The organism is Paenibacillus sp. GCM10027626 (assembly GCF_042676285.1).
Lineage (GTDB): Bacteria > Bacillota > Bacilli > Paenibacillales > Paenibacillaceae > Paenibacillus_Z.
Map to the genome: position 1 here is coordinate 1 of NZ_JBHTHC010000017.1, position 17,672 is coordinate 17,672.

The following is a 17,672-nucleotide window of genomic DNA, read 5'->3' on the forward strand; positions in this document are numbered from 1 at the left end:
ACAAAGCATAATCGTTGACGCTGGCAGGCACATATTTATCGATGGTTAAATGCCCTTCGATGGTGGGGATGCCAATTTTCAGGTGTCCTTGATCGAAACGGAGCCGCCAGTTCTGATTGTCAAACAGGATCGAGATGTTTGTTCCAAAGGAAGGAAAACCCTTGGTGTTGGCATGCTTCCTCCAATCCTGATACCGGCTTACAGCAAGTTTTCTTGCTTCTTGAAGTAGTGTTGATGGTAAAGGTATGGAACGAAGCAGGCGATCCAACTCTGTTGCGTTGCGTAGTGGGGACTCCTGTAGGTATAGAAGGGCTTGATTGCTAGCTTGTGAGAAGTGGGAACGCATCGTTTTATACATGTCTTGTTTCACCAATGTTGGCCGATACAAAGGAAGTTTGATTGTGATCGTATTCATACTCATCTCCAATCCCCCATATCTACCATCATATCAGAACACCAGTTCGATTTCAAATAGGAAAGAAACTGCTTTACAATCATGTCGGACAATTGAGATGGCAAAATTGCCACCCTTGTCCGAAGACGATTCATCTCCTACCTAAGCTTCCGCTTTGAGGAAGGAGTCTTCTCGTCTGTATTTGATAAAAAGTTAAGTCGTGTAAAATAGAGTTTGAAACGCGGCTTCGACGTCTGCTCCGGTTCCTTTGGCAAGGTAAGCGTACTACCGTGAATCTTTCAAGGTTACTGCGCAATGAACTGGACTCAACTGGCTCCATCGTTCCGCATGCCTCTTGGCGTCAAGCACTGATTTATTGGAGGGATTCACAATGTCCACACTGACCAAAGCGCTGATCCTGGCAGCCCAATACCACGACGGCCAGACCGACAAGGGCGGCAACCCATATATCCTGCATCCCGTTCGGCTCATGCTGCAAGCTTCCACCGATGAGGAGCGGATGGTCGCCCTCCTGCACGATATTGTCGAAGATACGCCCGTAACGCTCGAAGAGCTTCGCAGCGCCGGCTTCAGCGAAAATATTGTGACAGCCGTAGACTGTCTGTCAAGACAGCCGGATGAATCCTATGAGCAATTCATCGAACGGATTCGCGGGAATGACTTGGCAAGACGTGTGAAGATACTGGATCTTCAGGACAACTCCGACCTCTCCCGCATTGCCGATCCTGAGGAAAAAGACAGAGCGCGGATAGAAAAGTACAGAAGATCGCTAGAAATATTGGAACAAAATTAAACAGCCGGCCAAAGTCGCCGCCGCGGCCTCCGCAGTACAGCTTTCAGACCAATAGAGCCTGTAACGACCGGTAAAACGCTTCGATATTCGTATGACCCGGAAGCCCCGACACCTGGCCGTCGCCAACCTCGATCACGACCCAGTCTCCCTTTCTTGTCTTCGCGATATCGACTGTAAAGAACCTGCTGTCTATTCCTTGGGCCACTTCCACAAACGGTTCCAGGCGCGGCATTTCCTGAGCATATGATACTTCATCCCAATATTCGGTACTAAGCAGCAGATTGTGATTCAAAAAAAACAATCTAAACTCATTCGATAGTGGCATCCCGCTCTTTGGATGATTCAACAACTGCTCAAGCTCGACAAATTCGCGGAAGACGACACCGCCACTAAGCTCCGCTCCCTGCCGTTCAAGCAAATTTCCGACTACATGCTGCACATGTCTTCTATCCGATGCATCCGGAATGTAGCAAGCTTCTTCCCACTCATGCTTGCGCGACTTGACATAATCTTTTATGATAATCGGCTTATTGCCGAAAATTAGCAGCAGCTCCTGAACTTTTCCCCAGGACTCCTCAATAGACTGCTTATCCAGCCAAATACTCAATGGCGTTACAGACCGGATCGCTTCGTAGGAATTAGGAAAATAATGCCCGTTCATATATTGCTCAGGCGTATTGATCAGAAACAGATTTCTAAGCTTCAATGTATCATAGAGCCGCTTGTACTGCTCCGGCTTCATCATCCATCCCCGGTAGACGATCGTTTCCATCGCTTCCGCGGGCGGGATCAGCTTGACTGCTTTTGTACAATTCCCCTCAAAAAGATGCTCTAGCGATACAAGCTCTGCAGTGACGCCCAATTCCTTCGCCTTGATATATTCAAGCTCATAATCCGGATCAACCCGTTTTTCATTTAATGGATCGGCACAAAATAATACTCTCATCCGCTCACGCTCCAAACCGCTGGCGATACCCGCATCTGCGGCACAGCTCCTCGACCGCTTCCCTGCGCGAAAAGCCATCGACGAGATTGTTCGCCCGCTCGCCATCGACAATATCGGTGAAAGAGGTCTGGTTAACATTGCCCAGATTGATTACACCTTCCCCATCCAGGCAGCACGGCACCACTGTTCCGTTTGTGAGGATGGCCGCCTGGCTGCGCAGCGCATAGCAGAACCCTTTGCCATCATCAGCAGGCGCCGTCAAGCTCGGCCACTGAAATTCATAATCCTGATTCAAATAGACGCAGTCGGCAATCTTCACACCGCTGCCCGGCATGACCTTTTCCTCAATCTTGTAATCCAGGCCAAACTCCTTCTCGATAATTTCCAGCGTCTGGCGGTTGCGGCTCCTTTGCAAATTCGTGATGTTGTCCTGCGTCAAATTCCACAGCCGGAACGAAAAAATAACTTTATATTGCTCCGCCTCGCGAACAAAGGAAAGAATTTCTCGCAAGTAGCCTTCGCGATCCGTCGAGCCTTCATGGCCGTCAAAGCTGTGCAGCGAGAAATTCATCTGCCGCAAGGCAGGCTTGCCCAGCAGTTTGTGCCGGTTTTTCGCAATCAATGTGCCGTTGGTCGTAATATTGACCTTAAAGCCCTTCTCATGGCTAATGTCCAGCAACTGGTCAATTTTCGGATGCATAAGCGGCTCGCCTTTCACATGCAAATAAATAAAGCTGGTATGCGGCTTGATCTCATCGAGCCGCTTGGCAAAATCCTCGACTTTAATGAAATTAGCCTTGCGTTCCGTTGGCGGGCAAAAGCTGCAAGCCAAATTGCAGATGCTCGTAATTTCGATATAAACTTTTTTGAATGTTTTCAAGGCCTTGTCTCCATTCGGTGCTCGCGTAATGTTACCTTGATCATACCGCAAATCATACCGGACTTGAAGCAGCAGGCGGAAATTGGCTGAGCCCTTCTCCCAATAAGCGGCTCTATTCATTGGCCGTTATCTTCGATATACTATATGGATGGCTCCGGTTGAGCCAATAGAAACAGGCGATAGAAGGTATAAGCAGATGAACGCACAACAGATATCAACAGGTATATTATCGGCTTTGATGGCTTGCACGGGCGGAGCCATTATGATCATTACCGCTTCAGAAAGATTCGGTTTTTCGTCCGCAGCATTAATCTCATGGCTGTTTATTGTGTATGTGGTTGGCGGGGCGATGAATTTATGGCTTGCTCTTAAATATAAAATACCGTTTGCGGGTGCGCATTCGATTACGGCTGCGGCTTTTTTGAGCACAAGCGCCGCGCAAGCCTCATTGCCGCAGCTGGCGGGAAGCTACATCATGGCTGGCGCTCTTGTTGCTCTGCTTGGCTTCACTGGCGTGTTCCATAAGCTGTTGGAGCTCATTCCAAGACCGCTTATTGATGCGATGCTGGCAGGCTTGATCCTGCACTATGTAGCTGATATTGTTCCAGTGTTTCAAGAGGCTCCATTAGTCGCCGCGCTGTCCATACTGGGCTTTTTTATCGCTCCTAAGCTGTCCAAGGCGCTGCCGCCGTTACTTGGCGTGCTCCTGTTTGGCCTGGCAGGGCTGTTAATCGTTCACAAGTTTCCGGCGATTGCGCCGACCGCCTTCAGCCTCCCGCAGCTCGTCATGCCATCGTTCTCTGTAACAGGCTTTTTCTCCCTGGCTCTGCCTCTGGCCGTACTTGTCCTCAGCAATGATCTGGCCGTAGCGCTGGCAGCGCTTAAGAAAAACGGCTTTGAGCCGCCAGCTAACAAGGCTGTTGCCGCATCGGGACTTGGTACAGCGTTCGCAGGTTTGTTCGGTGGACAAGCCATTAATATTGGCGGGATGATGACTGCTTTATGCAGCAGCGAGGAAGCAGGAGACAAGCCGGGACGCTATAAAGCTGCCGTCGTTTCCAGCGTGCTGGTGATGGCCTTTGGCTTTTTCGCCTGGAAGTTTATCGCAATTATTCAGTTGCTGCCGGATTATTTCATTGCGATGCTGACAGGATTTTCCCTCGTAGGCGTCTTGCTCGGCAGCTTGCAAGCTGCGTTCAAGGAGACGAGCTATAAATACTCGATCCTGTTCGCCTTTGTCATTTCGATTTCGAATGTATCCTTTTTCGGCATATCATCGGCGGTATGGTCTTTGCTGATTGGGACAATTGCCGCCAAGCTGCTAAAGGAAGGAAACAGCGTACAGCAGGCGCCGCAAAACACCTTGAACAGTGCAGGATGAGCAGAAACGGTTGACGACGCTTTCCAGGTTTCCTCCAGGACAAGGATTCAAGGTCAAAAAACGCCTGGACGACCCCTTGCTGACGAACCACCCTGAAAATTGCCCGATGCTGGTGCTATCTTCAATCCTCTGATGATGCTTAACTGTATTTCATACAGGTAGATTCAAGTGAATTGCCCGAATGGACGAGACTAACTGCAAAAACTGCATTTAAAATGGATGATTTCTAGCCATATCGTCCTTTTTGGCATAAACTAGCTGTAGTTTTTGCCTTTAGGTTTCATTTTTTCGCCCCTGCAGAAGAATTAACTGCATGAAATGCATCTAGTCATCATCTTTATTCCTAAGAATCAGGGCACCGCTCAAGAAAATGCAATAACCCCTTCTCAACTCACGTCCGTATTAGACAATTTGAGAAGGGATTTTTAGTCACGCCATTTCACTTCCATCCGGCAAAAAGATGTCGCCATCTCCGCTTGCATCAAAGAAACCTACTCGATGCTTTTTAGCCAGCTGTTTTACCATCTCATAGGCTTCCTCGGCACATGACCAGGCAAAAGCCGCATAAATGGCATCCCGGCCGATCGAGTAATCCGTCACCTTAACTTCATCATCGCCCAGCTCGTCGAACTCATCGTCAGACAGCGCGAACGGCCCATTCATCGGCGGGAACGCTGCTTTGATGTCCATAAACCAATTTCTTAAGGCCGCTGACGATACCGCCGGATCATCATAGCTATGCTCCTCCGTCCATTCTGTCTGGTGCTTATACCAATCCATAAAACTGTTCTTGTCCTTGGGTGCTGCCTTCTCTTCAAAAACCATTAAATCATAGCTCATTATTCTCTCCTCAATTCTCTGAAGATGATAGATTTATAGAATCATTGTATCTTTCCTCAAGGAAATGCCATAATTAGTCTGTAAGAGAACTATATCACAAATCAAAACAAAAACACAAACAAATGTTCCTGTTCAACAAAAAAATAACTAGAGGGTGATCCTTTGAATTTCACATGCGAATCAAGCTCTTTGCAAGATTATTTGGCAGTGTCGGACATTGTCGACTATGACCATTGGTCGATCAAGGATCTGGCCGAGCAATTATATAACCAGTCAACCGATGAAATTGAATTTGTGCGGTCCGCTTTCGAATTTGTACGTGACAGCATCGCACACTCCTGGGATATCCAAAGCCCGCGCATTACATGCAAAGCATCTGACGTCCTGCAATTCAAAGAAGGCATCTGCTATGCCAAATCGAATCTATTATGTGCGATCGTAAGAGGAAAAGGAATCCCGGCGGGCTTTTGCTACCAGCGCCTTACATTAGGAGATACACCCGACACCGGCTATGTGGTCCATGCGTTAAATGCCGTCTATTTACGGGCTATCGGCAGATGGATCCGGGTCGATGCGCGCGGCAATAAGCCTGGAGTGGATGCGCAATTTTCGCTCGCTGAAGAAAAGCTTGCCTTTCCAGTACGCGAAATGTATGAGGAGATAGACTATCCGGTCATTTATGCCGCGCCGCACCCGAAAACAATCTCTGCCCTGCTGCAAAATTCAGACTGTCTGACGATGTATCTGCACAAGCTTCCTGCAGAGCTGTAGCAGTTCCTGCACCGCGGCTGGGACAAGGGCGGCACGCCGCCCCTGCTTCTGCTGGACGAGCCCGGAGACTTTAGTGAACAAAGGGACCGCCCCAGGCAAGCAATACTCACCTAAAAGCAGTCCCTATCTTACTTACTTGAACCAGCCCTTCTCCTTAAACCGGGTAATCGCCTCAACCCGATTGCTGACACCGAGCTTATCGAGAATGATCGAGACATAATTGCGCACCGTTCCATTCGTCAGATGCAGCTTGCTCGCAATATCCTTCGTATTTTTCCCGTCGGCAATCAGCAGCAGCACTTCCTTCTCCCGCTCCGTCAGCGGATTGTCGTGCCCGTATGCTTCATCGACAAGCTCCGCTGCATAGATGCGGCGGCCGGCCATAATGCTGCGAATCGAGTCGGCCAGTTCCTCACTGGGGCTGTCCTTCAGCAAATAGCCGCTAGCGCCCGACTTGATCGCCCGCTCAAAATAACCCGTTCTGGCAAACGTGGTCAAAATCATCACCTTGCAGCCTGTCCCCTTCAGCATCTCAGCCGCCTCCAGCCCGTTCATACCCGGCATCTCAATATCCATGATGCATATATCCGGCTTGTGAAGCTGAACCAGCTTGACCGCATCCTCGCCGTTGGTTGCTTTGCCGACAACCTGCATATCATCCTCCAAATCAAGCACAGAGGCCAGTGCGCCAAGCAGCATCCGCTGATCCTCCGCAATTACGATGCGAATCATATCTCCACCTCCTTCTCCGGTTGCCTTACGACGATGGGCACGCGAAACACGACCCTCGTCCCGGCATTTCCTGTAATTTCGATTGTCCCGTTTACGAACTCCAGCCGTTCTCTGATGCCGCTAAGCCCATTGCCTTTGAAACATCCTGCCTTTTCAGCAATGCCTACGCCGTTGTCCTCTACGCTGACTGCAAGCTCTGTAGCCGATGGCTCGATGCGAATCCGGCAGACCGTCGCGCCGCTATGCTTGACCACATTCGTTACCGCTTCCTTCAGGCACATACTAAGCACATTTTCCGCCATTAGAGAAGTGCCGGCCAGGCCCGTTTCGCCCTCCAAAATAAGCTCAATTTCCGCCGCCTGTAAAATTTGCGTAATCCGAAACATTTCATCCTCTAAGCGCGTGCCCCGCATCTTCTTGACGAGATCGCGCACCTCCTTCAAGGCGATTCTGGCCGTTTGCCGCACATCATTGATTTCCTCCTGTGCCTGGGCCGGATTTTTACTCATTAATTTGCCTGCCAAATCGCTTTTCAGACCGATCAAGGTCAGCTTCTGGCCTAGCGTATCGTGCAGGTCGCGGGCGATTCGCTGCCGCTCCTCCAGCTTCACCAATTCGGATATTTTTTTATTCGCATCCTCCAATTGATCCTGAAGCTTCTCCCGCTTATTGCGGTTATAGGTCGTAACAGGCAGCAGAATAACGCCAATCAGACTGACCAGCACAAAAGGAAGCTGCGTAATCACCATCGGGTCCCGGGTGACCAGCCCAAAATTGATCGCCACAATCGTCGTGCACAAATGAACCGTATACAGCGTAAAAAAGCCAATCCGGTTCTGAATACTGCCAATAAAGAAGGCCAGGAACAAGGCAAAATAAACATAGCTGAACAGCAAAGTCATCGCAATTGAAATGACAATCTGCACGCCCGTCCAAAAATAAACGAGCCATCCTTTCGAAACAAAGGACAGCACATAACAAACAAAAAACATCAGAATCATAAAGATGCCGATGACGACCGCATACGGTGAGGACGAGCGAAATATAAAATAAAAAGGGAGGATAAGAAACACGACCCATACATACGGGCTAAGTCCCGTGCTTTTGTGAAAAATATGGTGCCATTTCTTCATCTTCCCTCATCCTATTCCTCGTATATATACTCAACTATTATAACAGATTGTACGTCAGCTCGCTCTTCTGGCAGCTTTTAGAACACCAGCCGCAGACGTCTGCCGCTTCATCAGCTTCATCTCCTTGAAGCTAATGAACCTTTTGCCCTCCTCATCCCACAGCCGAAAACGAAGCGACTTCAAGCTTTCCCCAATCGTAATCGTCGTCGCCTTCTGCAGCGGAGCCGAGGAATCATGCGCCTTTTCCAAATTGTAATTCGGTACCTTCGGGCTAAGATGATGCACATGGTGAAAGCCGATATTGCCTGTTATCCATTGAAAAAGCCTCGGCAGCTTATAATAGGAGCTTCCTTCAACCGCCGCTTTCACATAGCTCCACTCATCCTGATGCTCAAAATAAGAATCCTCAAATTGATGCTGTACATAAAACAGCCAAATGCCAAGACTGCCAGACATGAAGAAAATCGGCCCTTGAATCATCAGAAACGCCTGCCAGCCGATCGCCCAAATCAGCAATGCATAAATGCCGGCAATGAGCGCATTCGTTAAATACGTATTCAATCGTTCCTTCCGCCGCGCGCCCCTTCTATTGAAACGGTAAGCAATCAAAAACACGCCGAATGGCCCCAGCCCAAACATGACCAACGGATTCCGGTAAAATCGGTAGCCTAGACGTTGCCAAAAAGAAGCCGCCGCATACTCATCGACCGTCATAATCCGTAAATCGCCGATTCCGCGTTTATCAAGGTTCCCGCTTGTGGAGTGATGGATCGAATGCGAATTTTTCCATTGCTGATACGGAACTAGCGTCACAGCCCCCAGTATCGTGCCGAGTACATCATTCGCTTTACGGCTCTTGAAAAACGATTGGTGACAGCAATCATGAAACAAAATAAAGGCCCTCACCATAAACCCGGCAGCAATGACCAGAATCGGGAGCGTTAACCAATACGATACAGATAGACTCAAATAGGCGCCATACCAAAACGCTGCTAATGGCAGCAATGTATTGATTAACTGGCGAATGCTTGATTTTTCGTCGATATTTTCGAAAGGGGCCATACTTTTCTTTAACTGCGTGATGTTTTGCTGATCCATTTGCGGTGCTTCCTCCTCAATTGACGCGCGGCTAGTTGAACTGTCGAAATTTGCGATTTTTATCCTAATTCTAAGTATAGATGCCCGGATAACTTTGTCATAGTTACAAACGTCAATAGCCCATATGACATTTGTCATATGGGTGGAGGGTTTCCATCCGAATTATTCATTCGAAAAGAAATATGCCACAAGCTTTTCATAGTTGTCTTGCGCAGAGAGACACCTATCGATTAAATATCCTTTTTCCGATTTATATTCCTTTAACCCACGGTAATAATAAAACTTATGCTCATGGCCAATAATAAAGGGAAGAATATTGTTTTTCAGACATTCCTTAAACATGATGACTCTTCCGACACGGCCATTTCCATCTTGAAAAGGATGAATGCTTTCAAATATGTAATGAAAACCGATAAGATCCTCGAATTTAATTTCTCTTTTTTGATTGTAGGAAGCGAGCAGACTTGCCATTTCACTGCTGACCTTGGATGGAGCTGTCGTGGTCATTTCTCCGACTACATTCGGTCTTGTCTTATAATCACCAACGCGGAACCATTCTTTCCTTTCATCCGAGGTATTTCTTTTTAGTAGCCGATGAAATTCCTTGATCATCTCCTCGGTCAGCTCTTCGTCAGCATACGTAAGCATATAATCGAAACAAGAGAAGTGATTGATAGTTTCAATAATATCGTCTACATTGGCTGCCTCATCCGGTTCCATGTTGATCGTATTGGTTTCATAAATATATCGCGTCTGCTCCTCAGACAAACGGCTGCCTTCAATGCGGTTGGAATTAAAAGCAAGCTTAATTTGCGTCTGGTGATACAGACCGCCCTTAAGTTTCATTTCTTTTTCTTCCTGCAACAGCTTTAATAATCTCTCGGCCATAGGTTCGCACTCCTTTTGAAGTGTCCGCGCTACATAACCATATTATAGCATAAAGGTATCCGCTTCACTCACTCGCGAAGAGTGCGCAAACACTAAGCTGATCGCTTCTCCCAGTTCAGATGGATAATGCTCAATCGGCTTCCCTTTCGCTTCTTCCTGAAAAACAGGATACCAGACATTGATCATAAGCTCCCGCTTATCATGCGGATCGGCACTGATCGACTCATCACGCGATTCGTCGACAAGATGCCTGACAACGGTGCCAATCGCATAATCGATTTTGAGAAAAAACGGCTGGTGCCGTCCTTCGTACTATCGCCAAGTTTTTTCTTCTAATAGGCATTTCCATGCTCGCTGGAGGTTGGGGGCTAAAGCTCTGAAGGAGGGTAACCTGCAAAGCGATTTCATCTAACGGAAGCTACAGACTCTATTTCGCCAATTCCCTTCCTTTTTGAAATCTAACGGATATGAGCGATCTTAATGGGACGCTTTTGGGCGAAATCGTGCTCCTAATCATCAAATAGCGGCGCACAGTTCCGTTACAATTTCAAATCGATCGAATTTTCGAAAATAGCGGCCGTGGCATCCGTTAGCGTTCGTTCATCCGCCAATCCTCTCGATGGCCTCCAAGAAAGCCAGACCGCCTTTAAGCGGAAATTTTTCTTGTATATTGCTTTCGCGAACCTAAACTTTCTGGCGTCAAAAAAAGAAGCATAGCGCTCTCGCGCTCATGCTTCCTTCTTCCTTTTATTTTATTTCAAACCATCATTAGCGGCATAATCGCCGTTATCAAAATAGGAAGTATCTAAAATCCGCGCATAAATATAAGGATTCAAATTATGGCTTTGTACATGGATTTTGATTTTTTCCAGACCCTCTACATTAAAGATCAGCTGCTTCACATCGTCTTCCGGACTAACCGTTTGCATTTCCAATACGGTATTGGCGGTATTTCCCGCAGTATCTGCCGCGTTATAAAGCGAAAATTCCACTTCATGCTCGCCGGGGCTGATGACAGCGGCATCCAAAACCAGCCGCTTGAATTTGCGGTCAAGGGTAAAGATCACATCGCCATATTGGTCGATCTTTAACACTTGTTTGACTTGTTTCCCGTTCACCAGAGTTTCCTTAGGATCTTTTGACAGAATGGCGTAAATGTTGTCAATCTCCATCGGCATGGCGAAAATCGGCGTTTTTTCTCCAGGTTTTCCTCCGATGTAAATTTTTTGACTGGCTGCATCATAATTGACCGGTACTTTTAGCGCCTCTGCCAAAGCGCGGGCCGGCAAATAGGTGTTATTTTTATAAAAAATAGCTGCCAGCGGTTTTCCGGCTTGGTCCTTGGGCTGCCAAAGCTCGCCGTTTAACACAAACGATACGCCACGATTAAAAAAAGCATTGACCGGCTCTAAATTGACCGCCGCATAAGCGGATCCAAACGAGCTGGCAATGATAGCGCCGACAATTAAAAGAATCTTCACTGTTTTCATCTTCAAAAAGCTCTTCACTGAAAGTCACCCTTCCGTAATGTAATGAACAACTGCTGGTAGCTGTATTTGTTTGATAAAAAAATCCCTCCTTTAGATATAGATTCATCCTAAAGAAGGGAGCGCTTCAAAAGCGTTTCAATCTGAGCGGTTCAGAGAAAGATCGATTTCCGCCAAAATATTTGCGGGTATCTTTTTGTTTTGTACGACTTGGGCTGCAAGCGGCGGCATCTGACGAGCCGCGGCGGCATCTATTGCAGCGTTCATTTCACGGCAGCGAATGAGATATTGTTCTTTGCCCGACCTGCAGTAGAGCTCTTCGTTCAACAGAAGCGCCGCGGCCCGATGTTCGGGAGATTGGGGGTTCAGCTTCCACATCGTGAAGCGAATGGCAGCCCGTTCTTGTTGACCGGGATATTGTTCCAGCATCTGTTCCAACTGGTCCGCAGCTTCGACAGGAGTTATCCACCTTAAATCTGTCTTCAACTGCAACAGCAGCACCAGAAGGCCCGCCTGCATGTCTCTTCGTTTGAGCCGCTCGGCAATCTGCAGCGCTTCTTCAGCGGCCTCCACAGCATTTTCGTATTGATTCTGCCGCTGCCTCAGCAAGCTCATGAAATAAAGCCCGTCGCATTCGAAGAAAGAAATATGATGCTGCTTTGCCAGCCCGATCGAGCGTCCGATCATCTGGCCAGCCTCCTCATACCGCTGCTGCTCCATAAGATTACATCCTTCTATACCGAGTACGACGGCGGCAATATGCCAATCCTTAATCAAGACCGCTTCTTCAAGACAAAAGGCAATGCATTGTTCAGCTTGCATACGGGATCCGTGCAAATGATAGTACTTGCCCAGCATGCCAACGGCCGTCGCGAAGCCCATCCGGGCCCCGATCGATTTGCTGATCTCTATCTTTTCGCTAATATGATCGAAAGCCAGGTTCATATCATCCAATTCGAAATAAACCAGGGCCAGTCCGCCCATTGCTTCTTCGACAAAATACTCATCCCGGATCTCTGCGGCGAGCTTGATTTGTCTTTTAAACCAATGAACCGCTTGGCCGTATTCGCCTTGGTCATAATACAAAAATCCTATGAAACCGAAAAACCGGCAGTCGTCCCTGGTTCGATTACCGACATCGGGCAATTCTATTCTTTCCAACAAATAATACAGTGCTTGGTCATAATCTGCTCTGAAATAATACATACTACCGAGCGTGCCATAAACAAGACTTAGTCCAGCATTGTCCTCCATCAGCTTAAAATGATAGAGCGCCCGTTCCAAATGGAACTTCGCTTCCTCATATTTACCTTGAAGACGCAAGCAATTCCCTAGCGCAACGTCGCAGAAGGACCGTTCTTTGATCGTAACCGAGTACCCGAAACGCTCAAACCACTGTTTATACGTTCTTTCCGCCTCGCTCCAATTTCCCGCGATAATCAAGGCATCGCCGAGTTTCATCAGAAAGGGCAAGATTTGCTCAGGAGGCAGCAGGCTGCATAGTTTCCTGTAACATTTGATCCGCGTTTCAATGGCATATATTTTCTCCGCGGCGGATGCCGCCATTTCGTAATAAACAACGGCCTCCTTGTCTAGGCCTGCAAGCTCGTAATGAAAAGCGATTTCCGCGGCAAAGGCTTCAGGCTGCAAGTGATGACAAGCAGCCAGACTGCGCGCAATTTTCCCGTGACATTGGCGGCGTCTGCTCTCATTATTCAGCTTGTACGCGTTTTCCCTAATGATGTCATGGGTAAAATCGTAATTCCCGTCTCCTGCCTCCTGCAAAATTTTCACTCGCACCAGCCACTCTATTCGTTCCAGAACCGCTTCCTCTTCCATATTCATCACCATGGCAATCAGCGCTTCCGATACAGGCCTGCCGACGGCGGCAATGGCGGAAACAAGCCGGCGATGATCCGGGGAAAGCTTGCTCAACTTATTTTCTATGACGCCGCTCACTAATGGAGAAAGACGAAAACCGCTATCGTTGCCGCCGCCCATTTGCCACTCTCGCAATGTTTCCACAATGAACAGCGGATTGCCGCCGGTTTCTGTATGTATACCGGGAGCATGACGGTTCGCCAGAGCGTCGCCGACGGCTGCAGCCATCAGCCATCTCGTTTCTTCCTCGCTTAGCGGAGCAAGATCGATTTCGATCAGTTTCCGTTCCAACATAAGGTCGGAAATAAGCTGTTCGACGGCATCGCCTGGATATCCCTCCGTTCTCATCGTCGCGATCACAAGCAGTCTGGCTTTGGAATCGCTGCGAAGAATATAGGAAAGGAGCTGCAGCGTCTCAGTGTCGCTCCACTGAATATCGTCAAGGATCAGCAAGACCGGTTGCTTGTCCAGCAACATCCGCTCGATCGCTTCGTACCATTGGTTGAGCTGCCAATTTTCCTGAATGGGGCCCGGTTTTGGCAAGTCGGGGTATCGTTCCAGCAGCTCTGGAAGCAATCGGGTTAATTCCGACAGCCAGACCGGACTGAGCTGCGGCAAAGGGAGGCTTCTGAGCCATACGGTAACCGGCGTGTAGGACAAGGATCTCACTGACGGATAACAGCCGGCCCATGCTGTTTGCTCCCCTTGACTCTCCACCCATGTTTGAAATTCCTGAGCCAATCTGGTTTTGCCGATTCCTGCCTCACCCTTCAAGATCAGCAAGGTATTGGTGCCGCGCGCTGCCTGCTTCCAGGCACTCAGCATGATTCTCCACTCGGAGATTCGGCCGATCAGCTGCGTATGGCTGCGGTCAGTTGCCCGGTGTTCGCCATCGTTCTGTGAGAGCCTTTCCAATAGCTGCAACGTTTGATCCGCAGGATCAATCCCCAACTCATCTTGCAGCGTGCTTTTTAACTGACGAAAAATTCGGACTACAGCTGACATATCTTTTGTTAAGGCATACAGCCGCATCAGCGTGCGGTAGGTTTCCTCGCGTAATTTATCATGGACCAGAAGTTTACTCGCATAAAATATGGCAGACGAGTACTCCCGCTGATTTTCCAAAATCGAAATGAGCTTGTCAAGTACATTCGAATAGGTTTGCGCCAGCAGCTCCCGCTTCGCGCCAAGCCAATCCTCGTAATATCCCGGCAGAAGCTCCCCCCTGTACAGTTCTTCCGCTTTTCGCAGTTCATAGAGGTTTTTTCCTTTCGCAGCCTGTTCAAATTCGCGAACATCAGAATAGAAGGGCAGATCGCCATTCAACTGGATGGATATTGGCGTGATTGTAAGATAGCGGTCGATTTGCGGAAGCGATTGTCTCAGATCGTGGAGGAGTTTTCGCAAATTGGAAAGAGCTTGTTTCTCGGTGGAATCGGGCCAGAAATCAAAGGCAATTTGCTTCCTGCTTTGCGGCATATCGAAAGCTAGAACGAAGTACACTAACAGTTTGGCCTTTCCACCGGAAATGGCTGCAGTGAACTCTTCGTCGTCAAAGGTGATTTTCAAACTGCCTAACAGTTGAAAACTGCATCCTGCCAAGCGCTCTCCCCCCATTACAACTGAATCATAATCCATTTTATTCTCTTTCTGCAGCTATATCCCCTTTTTTAAACCGATTCTTTTGCCGTATTAAAGGTTTTTCGCGGGTAATCTGTTTTTGGAATTTATCATCATGATTACACCCAGAAAGACGGCTAGAATCGCCACAATTGCCATAGGGATTTGTTTATCGACTTGGTAAAGAGTCGTGCTTACAATAGGCGCGATGATTGCCGAAATTCCCTGCATCGCATCGTGCTGTTTCCAGGAGCCGTGTTTTCAGTGATCATTGGCGTTATCGCCGGTCAAATGACCGCAAGGAACGGCCACCGTTTCGTCTTTTACATTGGCTATCTGCTGATAGGTGCGGCGTTGCTGCTGTTTGCCGGTATGACGGATAAATCGATCTGGTATATCAGCGGTTCGTTGGCTATTATCTATACCGGGATGTCGTTTGTGCAAACCTCGCTTACCGAAACAGTCACCCGAACGCTGCCCGCTTCGCAAATAGGAGCCGGAATGGGGTTTTACGGGTTAGCCGTCGGTGTTTCAGGCGCTGTTGGAACGGCTACCGTATCCTCCCTGTTAAACGTCAAAGCGCTCGCGGCACCATCCTCCCTTTTATTGAACAAGCAAACGCTCATCTTTACAGCAACATGTTTCTCCTCCTTTTTGTTTTATCACTAGTTGCCGGAATCATGTATTTGAGCATATTCGGAATACGTCCAATCATTCGAAACGATTGATCCGCCATAAAAACGCATCCTTGCTGAATCGGATTCGAATCGGGTCTCCTCCTCGGGGCTGAACATGCTGCGTTATCCTACCCAATTTTCATGTTCTTTCTTGGGTAATCGACATGAATTTTATAATTTACTTGAAATAACAATGGTTCTATGTAAAATAATGTATAGGCAGGTAGAACAATTTACCTCCAACCACCGGCCTATATTGAATATATATAGTCGCTTTATATTTATACAGCAACAAAACACTCTTATACATTGATAAATAGATTAAAATAATGGGAGGTATTTTTATGAAAAGGTATAAAGCAGTAGCAGGCCCCAAAAATATAGAGGTTGGAAAAGGTGATTCACAAGCGGCGTTCAATCTTTTTGCTGACATCATTAATAGAGAAGCCCAGCAAGGTTGGGACTACCACTCCATGGAAGCGATTACAGTTACAGAGAAGCCGGGCTGTTTTCAGCAACCAGTCTCTACGAACTACTACATGCTCATTTTTGTCCAAGAGTAGTTTTTTAGACAAACAGATAAGATTAATAGAGGAAAACTATGGTGTGAAATTATTTATGGAGAAAAAACAGATACATAGCGACCAGATGCAGCATTCGGAACTCAAAGAAACGAAGGTTCTCTGTGGAGACGTCCCTGATAGGGAAATGCTTATTCAAGCTCTCTTTCCTGAGGCGGATGCGAGCGATCCCCGGAGCGTCAATTATCAAAGAACGCTCGTTCGACCTGTCATCCAGTGGGGATCGCTGTTCCTCAACATCATAGTGATGTTTATATTATCGGCAGGCATATTTTACATGCTGACATATTGGGGGACTGCCCGTTGGGTTGCTGTACTTAGTACAGCGATATTTGCATTCGGTTATTTTATTGCACGTCTAAGACGAATTACCCTTTGTACTGTCCGCCTATACCAGTATTTTGCACCTGTCCGCATACGTAATAAGTGCAGGTTCGAGCCTTCCTGCTCCGAGTATATGATTTTGGCGGTATCTAAATATGGCGCATTTAAAGGAATACGCAAGGGAGTGCAGCGGCTCAAACGCTGTAATCCTCATGGAGGCGGTTATGATTGGCCGTAATGAAATGTCATAAATTACAGAAGATGAAAGTTCAGATTTATAGTTGTTGCCTTTCCTCTCAAGCCTGTGATCCTACGATGGCAATAAAATCGGCGGCCCGATTCAACTGCTCCATGGCAAAGGGCAAATCTCCGCGGCCCTGCAGCGCGTAATCCAGATTGCCAAGCGTCGACAGTAGCGCCCGGGCTGTTACGGCAAAGCTGAACGCTTCGTCGTCTCCTTTGCTGGCAGCGCAATGACGCATATAGGAAAAATAAGGTTCTTCCAAGCCCAGAAACATAGCCAGATTCGTCACATAGGAAGCAATATCCCAATAAGGCGGCATCAGCGAGGCGTCCTCGAAATCGATCCACAGCCATCCTTCAGGGCTTGCAAGTAAATTGCGCGTATGGGCATCGCCATGGCAGGGCTGCAGTTGTCTGTCCTCTGCCCGCATCTCCTCATCGATCGCCCGGAACTGCTTCAGCAGCGCTTGAATGCGGGGATCGGATTGCTTCGCAAGAGAAGCGGCCGATTGGGCGGCGCGTTCCCAGACGCCTAGCGCAGGCAGGCTTGCCGGGCAGCGGCGCAGCGCCTCCGCCAAATCGAGCAGGCGTGCATATGCTTCCTGAGGAGACGGCCGTTCCAGCTTTGTCTCCGGTACATACCGCCATAAGGTGATCACATTCCCGTCCAGCTCATAAGGCCCTGCCTCTATCCCTTCGGCAAGGCCAAGCGCCTGAACGCCGCTGGCTTGCAAATGCGCTGCCACTGCAAGCTCCAGCCTGGCCCTGCAGCGCGCAGCCTCAAGCTCGGAAGCGCTGCTGGCCGGGGTCAGCCTCGCCACCCATGGATGAGGCGCAAGATGAACCACCAGATTGCCCCCCTTGTTTAAAAGGACGGGCGTCATCTCCCCAGCCCCCGCAATGTCCAGCCTTTTCAATATAGTACTTACATCGTTCATACCCATACCACGGCTCCTTCCTTCATACGATTCCTTAATCTTAA

At 48.3% G+C, this 17,672-nt stretch carries 18 protein-coding genes; 6 read left to right on the plus strand and 12 right to left on the minus strand.

Translation table 11 applies throughout. The features are described from left to right. A partial coding sequence (locus ACFQ0N_RS26630; RefSeq protein WP_379332090.1) for a hypothetical protein occupies positions 1-421 on the minus strand: 421 nt, incomplete at its 3' end. Positions 422-785: 364 nt separating this feature from the next. Here ACFQ0N_RS26630 and ACFQ0N_RS26635 point away from each other — a divergent pair. After that, positions 786-1,208 carry an HD domain-containing protein gene (locus tag ACFQ0N_RS26635; protein WP_379332092.1) on the plus strand — a complete coding sequence of 141 codons (423 nt, stop codon included), beginning with the start codon at positions 786-788 and terminating at the stop codon, positions 1,206-1,208. Positions 1,209-1,251: 43 nt separating this feature from the next. Here the strand turns inward: ACFQ0N_RS26635 and ACFQ0N_RS26640 are convergent, their stop codons facing one another. Together ACFQ0N_RS26640 and ACFQ0N_RS26645 are read right to left on the minus strand one after the other, a co-directional pair. Continuing rightward, positions 1,252-2,154: an ATP-grasp domain-containing protein gene (locus ACFQ0N_RS26640; protein ID WP_379332094.1), complete on the minus strand. Its 903-nt coding sequence runs from the start codon at positions 2,152-2,154 to the stop codon at positions 1,252-1,254. Positions 2,155-2,158: 4 nt separating this feature from the next. Continuing rightward, on the minus strand, positions 2,159-3,034 hold the full coding sequence (locus ACFQ0N_RS26645) for a radical SAM/SPASM domain-containing protein (protein ID WP_379332387.1): 876 nt from the start codon (positions 3,032-3,034) through the stop codon (positions 2,159-2,161). Positions 3,035-3,230: 196 nt separating this feature from the next. On the opposite strand from ACFQ0N_RS26645, the gene ACFQ0N_RS26650 reads away from it, so the two are divergent. Next, positions 3,231-4,415: a benzoate/H(+) symporter BenE family transporter gene (locus tag ACFQ0N_RS26650; protein ID WP_379332096.1), complete on the plus strand. Its 1,185-nt coding sequence runs from the start codon at positions 3,231-3,233 to the stop codon at positions 4,413-4,415. Positions 4,416-4,844: 429 nt separating this feature from the next. Here ACFQ0N_RS26650 and ACFQ0N_RS26655 read toward each other — a convergent pair whose 3' ends face one another. Next, complete coding sequence (locus ACFQ0N_RS26655; protein WP_379332098.1) at positions 4,845-5,255, minus strand: hypothetical protein; 411 nt, start codon at positions 5,253-5,255, stop codon at positions 4,845-4,847. Between the two features lie 162 nt (positions 5,256-5,417). Between ACFQ0N_RS26655 and ACFQ0N_RS26660 the strand changes: the two genes are divergently transcribed. Then, positions 5,418-6,026, plus strand: coding sequence for a transglutaminase-like domain-containing protein (locus tag ACFQ0N_RS26660; protein ID WP_379332099.1), 609 nt, complete (start codon positions 5,418-5,420; stop codon positions 6,024-6,026). A 132-nt stretch (positions 6,027-6,158) separates the two neighbouring features. On the opposite strand, the gene ACFQ0N_RS26665 is transcribed toward ACFQ0N_RS26660, so the two are convergent. The 7 genes from ACFQ0N_RS26665 to ACFQ0N_RS26695 form a co-directional block, all read right to left on the minus strand. Beyond that, the gene (locus tag ACFQ0N_RS26665; RefSeq protein WP_379332101.1) at positions 6,159-6,758 is read right to left on the minus strand and encodes a response regulator; all 600 of its coding nucleotides are present in this window, start codon (positions 6,756-6,758) and stop codon (positions 6,159-6,161) included. Next, positions 6,755-7,891 carry a sensor histidine kinase gene (locus tag ACFQ0N_RS26670; protein ID WP_379332103.1) on the minus strand — a complete coding sequence of 379 codons (1,137 nt, stop codon included), beginning with the start codon at positions 7,889-7,891 and terminating at the stop codon, positions 6,755-6,757. The genes ACFQ0N_RS26665 and ACFQ0N_RS26670 overlap by 4 nt, the downstream gene beginning before the upstream one ends. A 54-nt stretch (positions 7,892-7,945) precedes the next feature. Beyond that, positions 7,946-8,989 (minus strand): Delta(5) desaturase DesA, encoded by a 1,044-nt coding sequence (gene desA / locus ACFQ0N_RS26675; protein WP_379332105.1) that lies wholly within the window; start codon positions 8,987-8,989, stop codon positions 7,946-7,948. Positions 8,990-9,151: 162 nt separating this feature from the next. Beyond that, a complete protein-coding gene (locus ACFQ0N_RS26680; protein WP_379332108.1) occupies positions 9,152-9,877 on the minus strand; it encodes a Fic family protein in 726 nt (241 codons plus the stop codon). Positions 9,878-9,919: 42 nt separating this feature from the next. Further along, complete coding sequence (locus ACFQ0N_RS26685) at positions 9,920-10,063, minus strand: hypothetical protein (RefSeq protein WP_379332110.1); 144 nt, start codon at positions 10,061-10,063, stop codon at positions 9,920-9,922. Positions 10,064-10,629: 566 nt separating this feature from the next. Further along, positions 10,630-11,367: a stalk domain-containing protein gene (locus tag ACFQ0N_RS26690; RefSeq protein ID WP_379332112.1), complete on the minus strand. Its 738-nt coding sequence runs from the start codon at positions 11,365-11,367 to the stop codon at positions 10,630-10,632. Positions 11,368-11,502: 135 nt separating this feature from the next. Further along, the gene (locus ACFQ0N_RS26695; protein WP_379332114.1) at positions 11,503-14,847 is read right to left on the minus strand and encodes an ATP-binding protein; all 3,345 of its coding nucleotides are present in this window, start codon (positions 14,845-14,847) and stop codon (positions 11,503-11,505) included. A 255-nt stretch (positions 14,848-15,102) separates the two neighbouring features. Here ACFQ0N_RS26695 and ACFQ0N_RS26700 point away from each other — a divergent pair, with 255 nt between their 5' ends. The 3 genes from ACFQ0N_RS26700 (at position 15,103) to yidD (ending at position 16,685) form a co-directional block, all read left to right on the plus strand. Next, a complete protein-coding gene (locus ACFQ0N_RS26700; protein WP_379332389.1) occupies positions 15,103-15,534 on the plus strand; it encodes an MFS transporter in 432 nt (143 codons plus the stop codon). Positions 15,535-15,886: 352 nt separating this feature from the next. After that, positions 15,887-16,105, plus strand: a complete 219-nt coding sequence (locus ACFQ0N_RS26705; RefSeq protein WP_379332116.1) for a DUF4177 domain-containing protein — start codon at positions 15,887-15,889, stop codon at positions 16,103-16,105. A 55-nt stretch (positions 16,106-16,160) separates the two neighbouring features. Continuing rightward, positions 16,161-16,685, plus strand: coding sequence for a membrane protein insertion efficiency factor YidD (gene yidD, locus ACFQ0N_RS26710; protein ID WP_379332118.1), 525 nt, complete (start codon positions 16,161-16,163; stop codon positions 16,683-16,685). A gap of 58 nt (positions 16,686-16,743) precedes the next feature. Here yidD and ACFQ0N_RS26715 read toward each other — a convergent pair whose 3' ends face one another. Then, a complete protein-coding gene (locus ACFQ0N_RS26715; RefSeq protein WP_379332120.1) occupies positions 16,744-17,628 on the minus strand; it encodes an aminoglycoside phosphotransferase family protein in 885 nt (294 codons plus the stop codon). Positions 17,629-17,672: the final 44 nt, after the last annotated feature.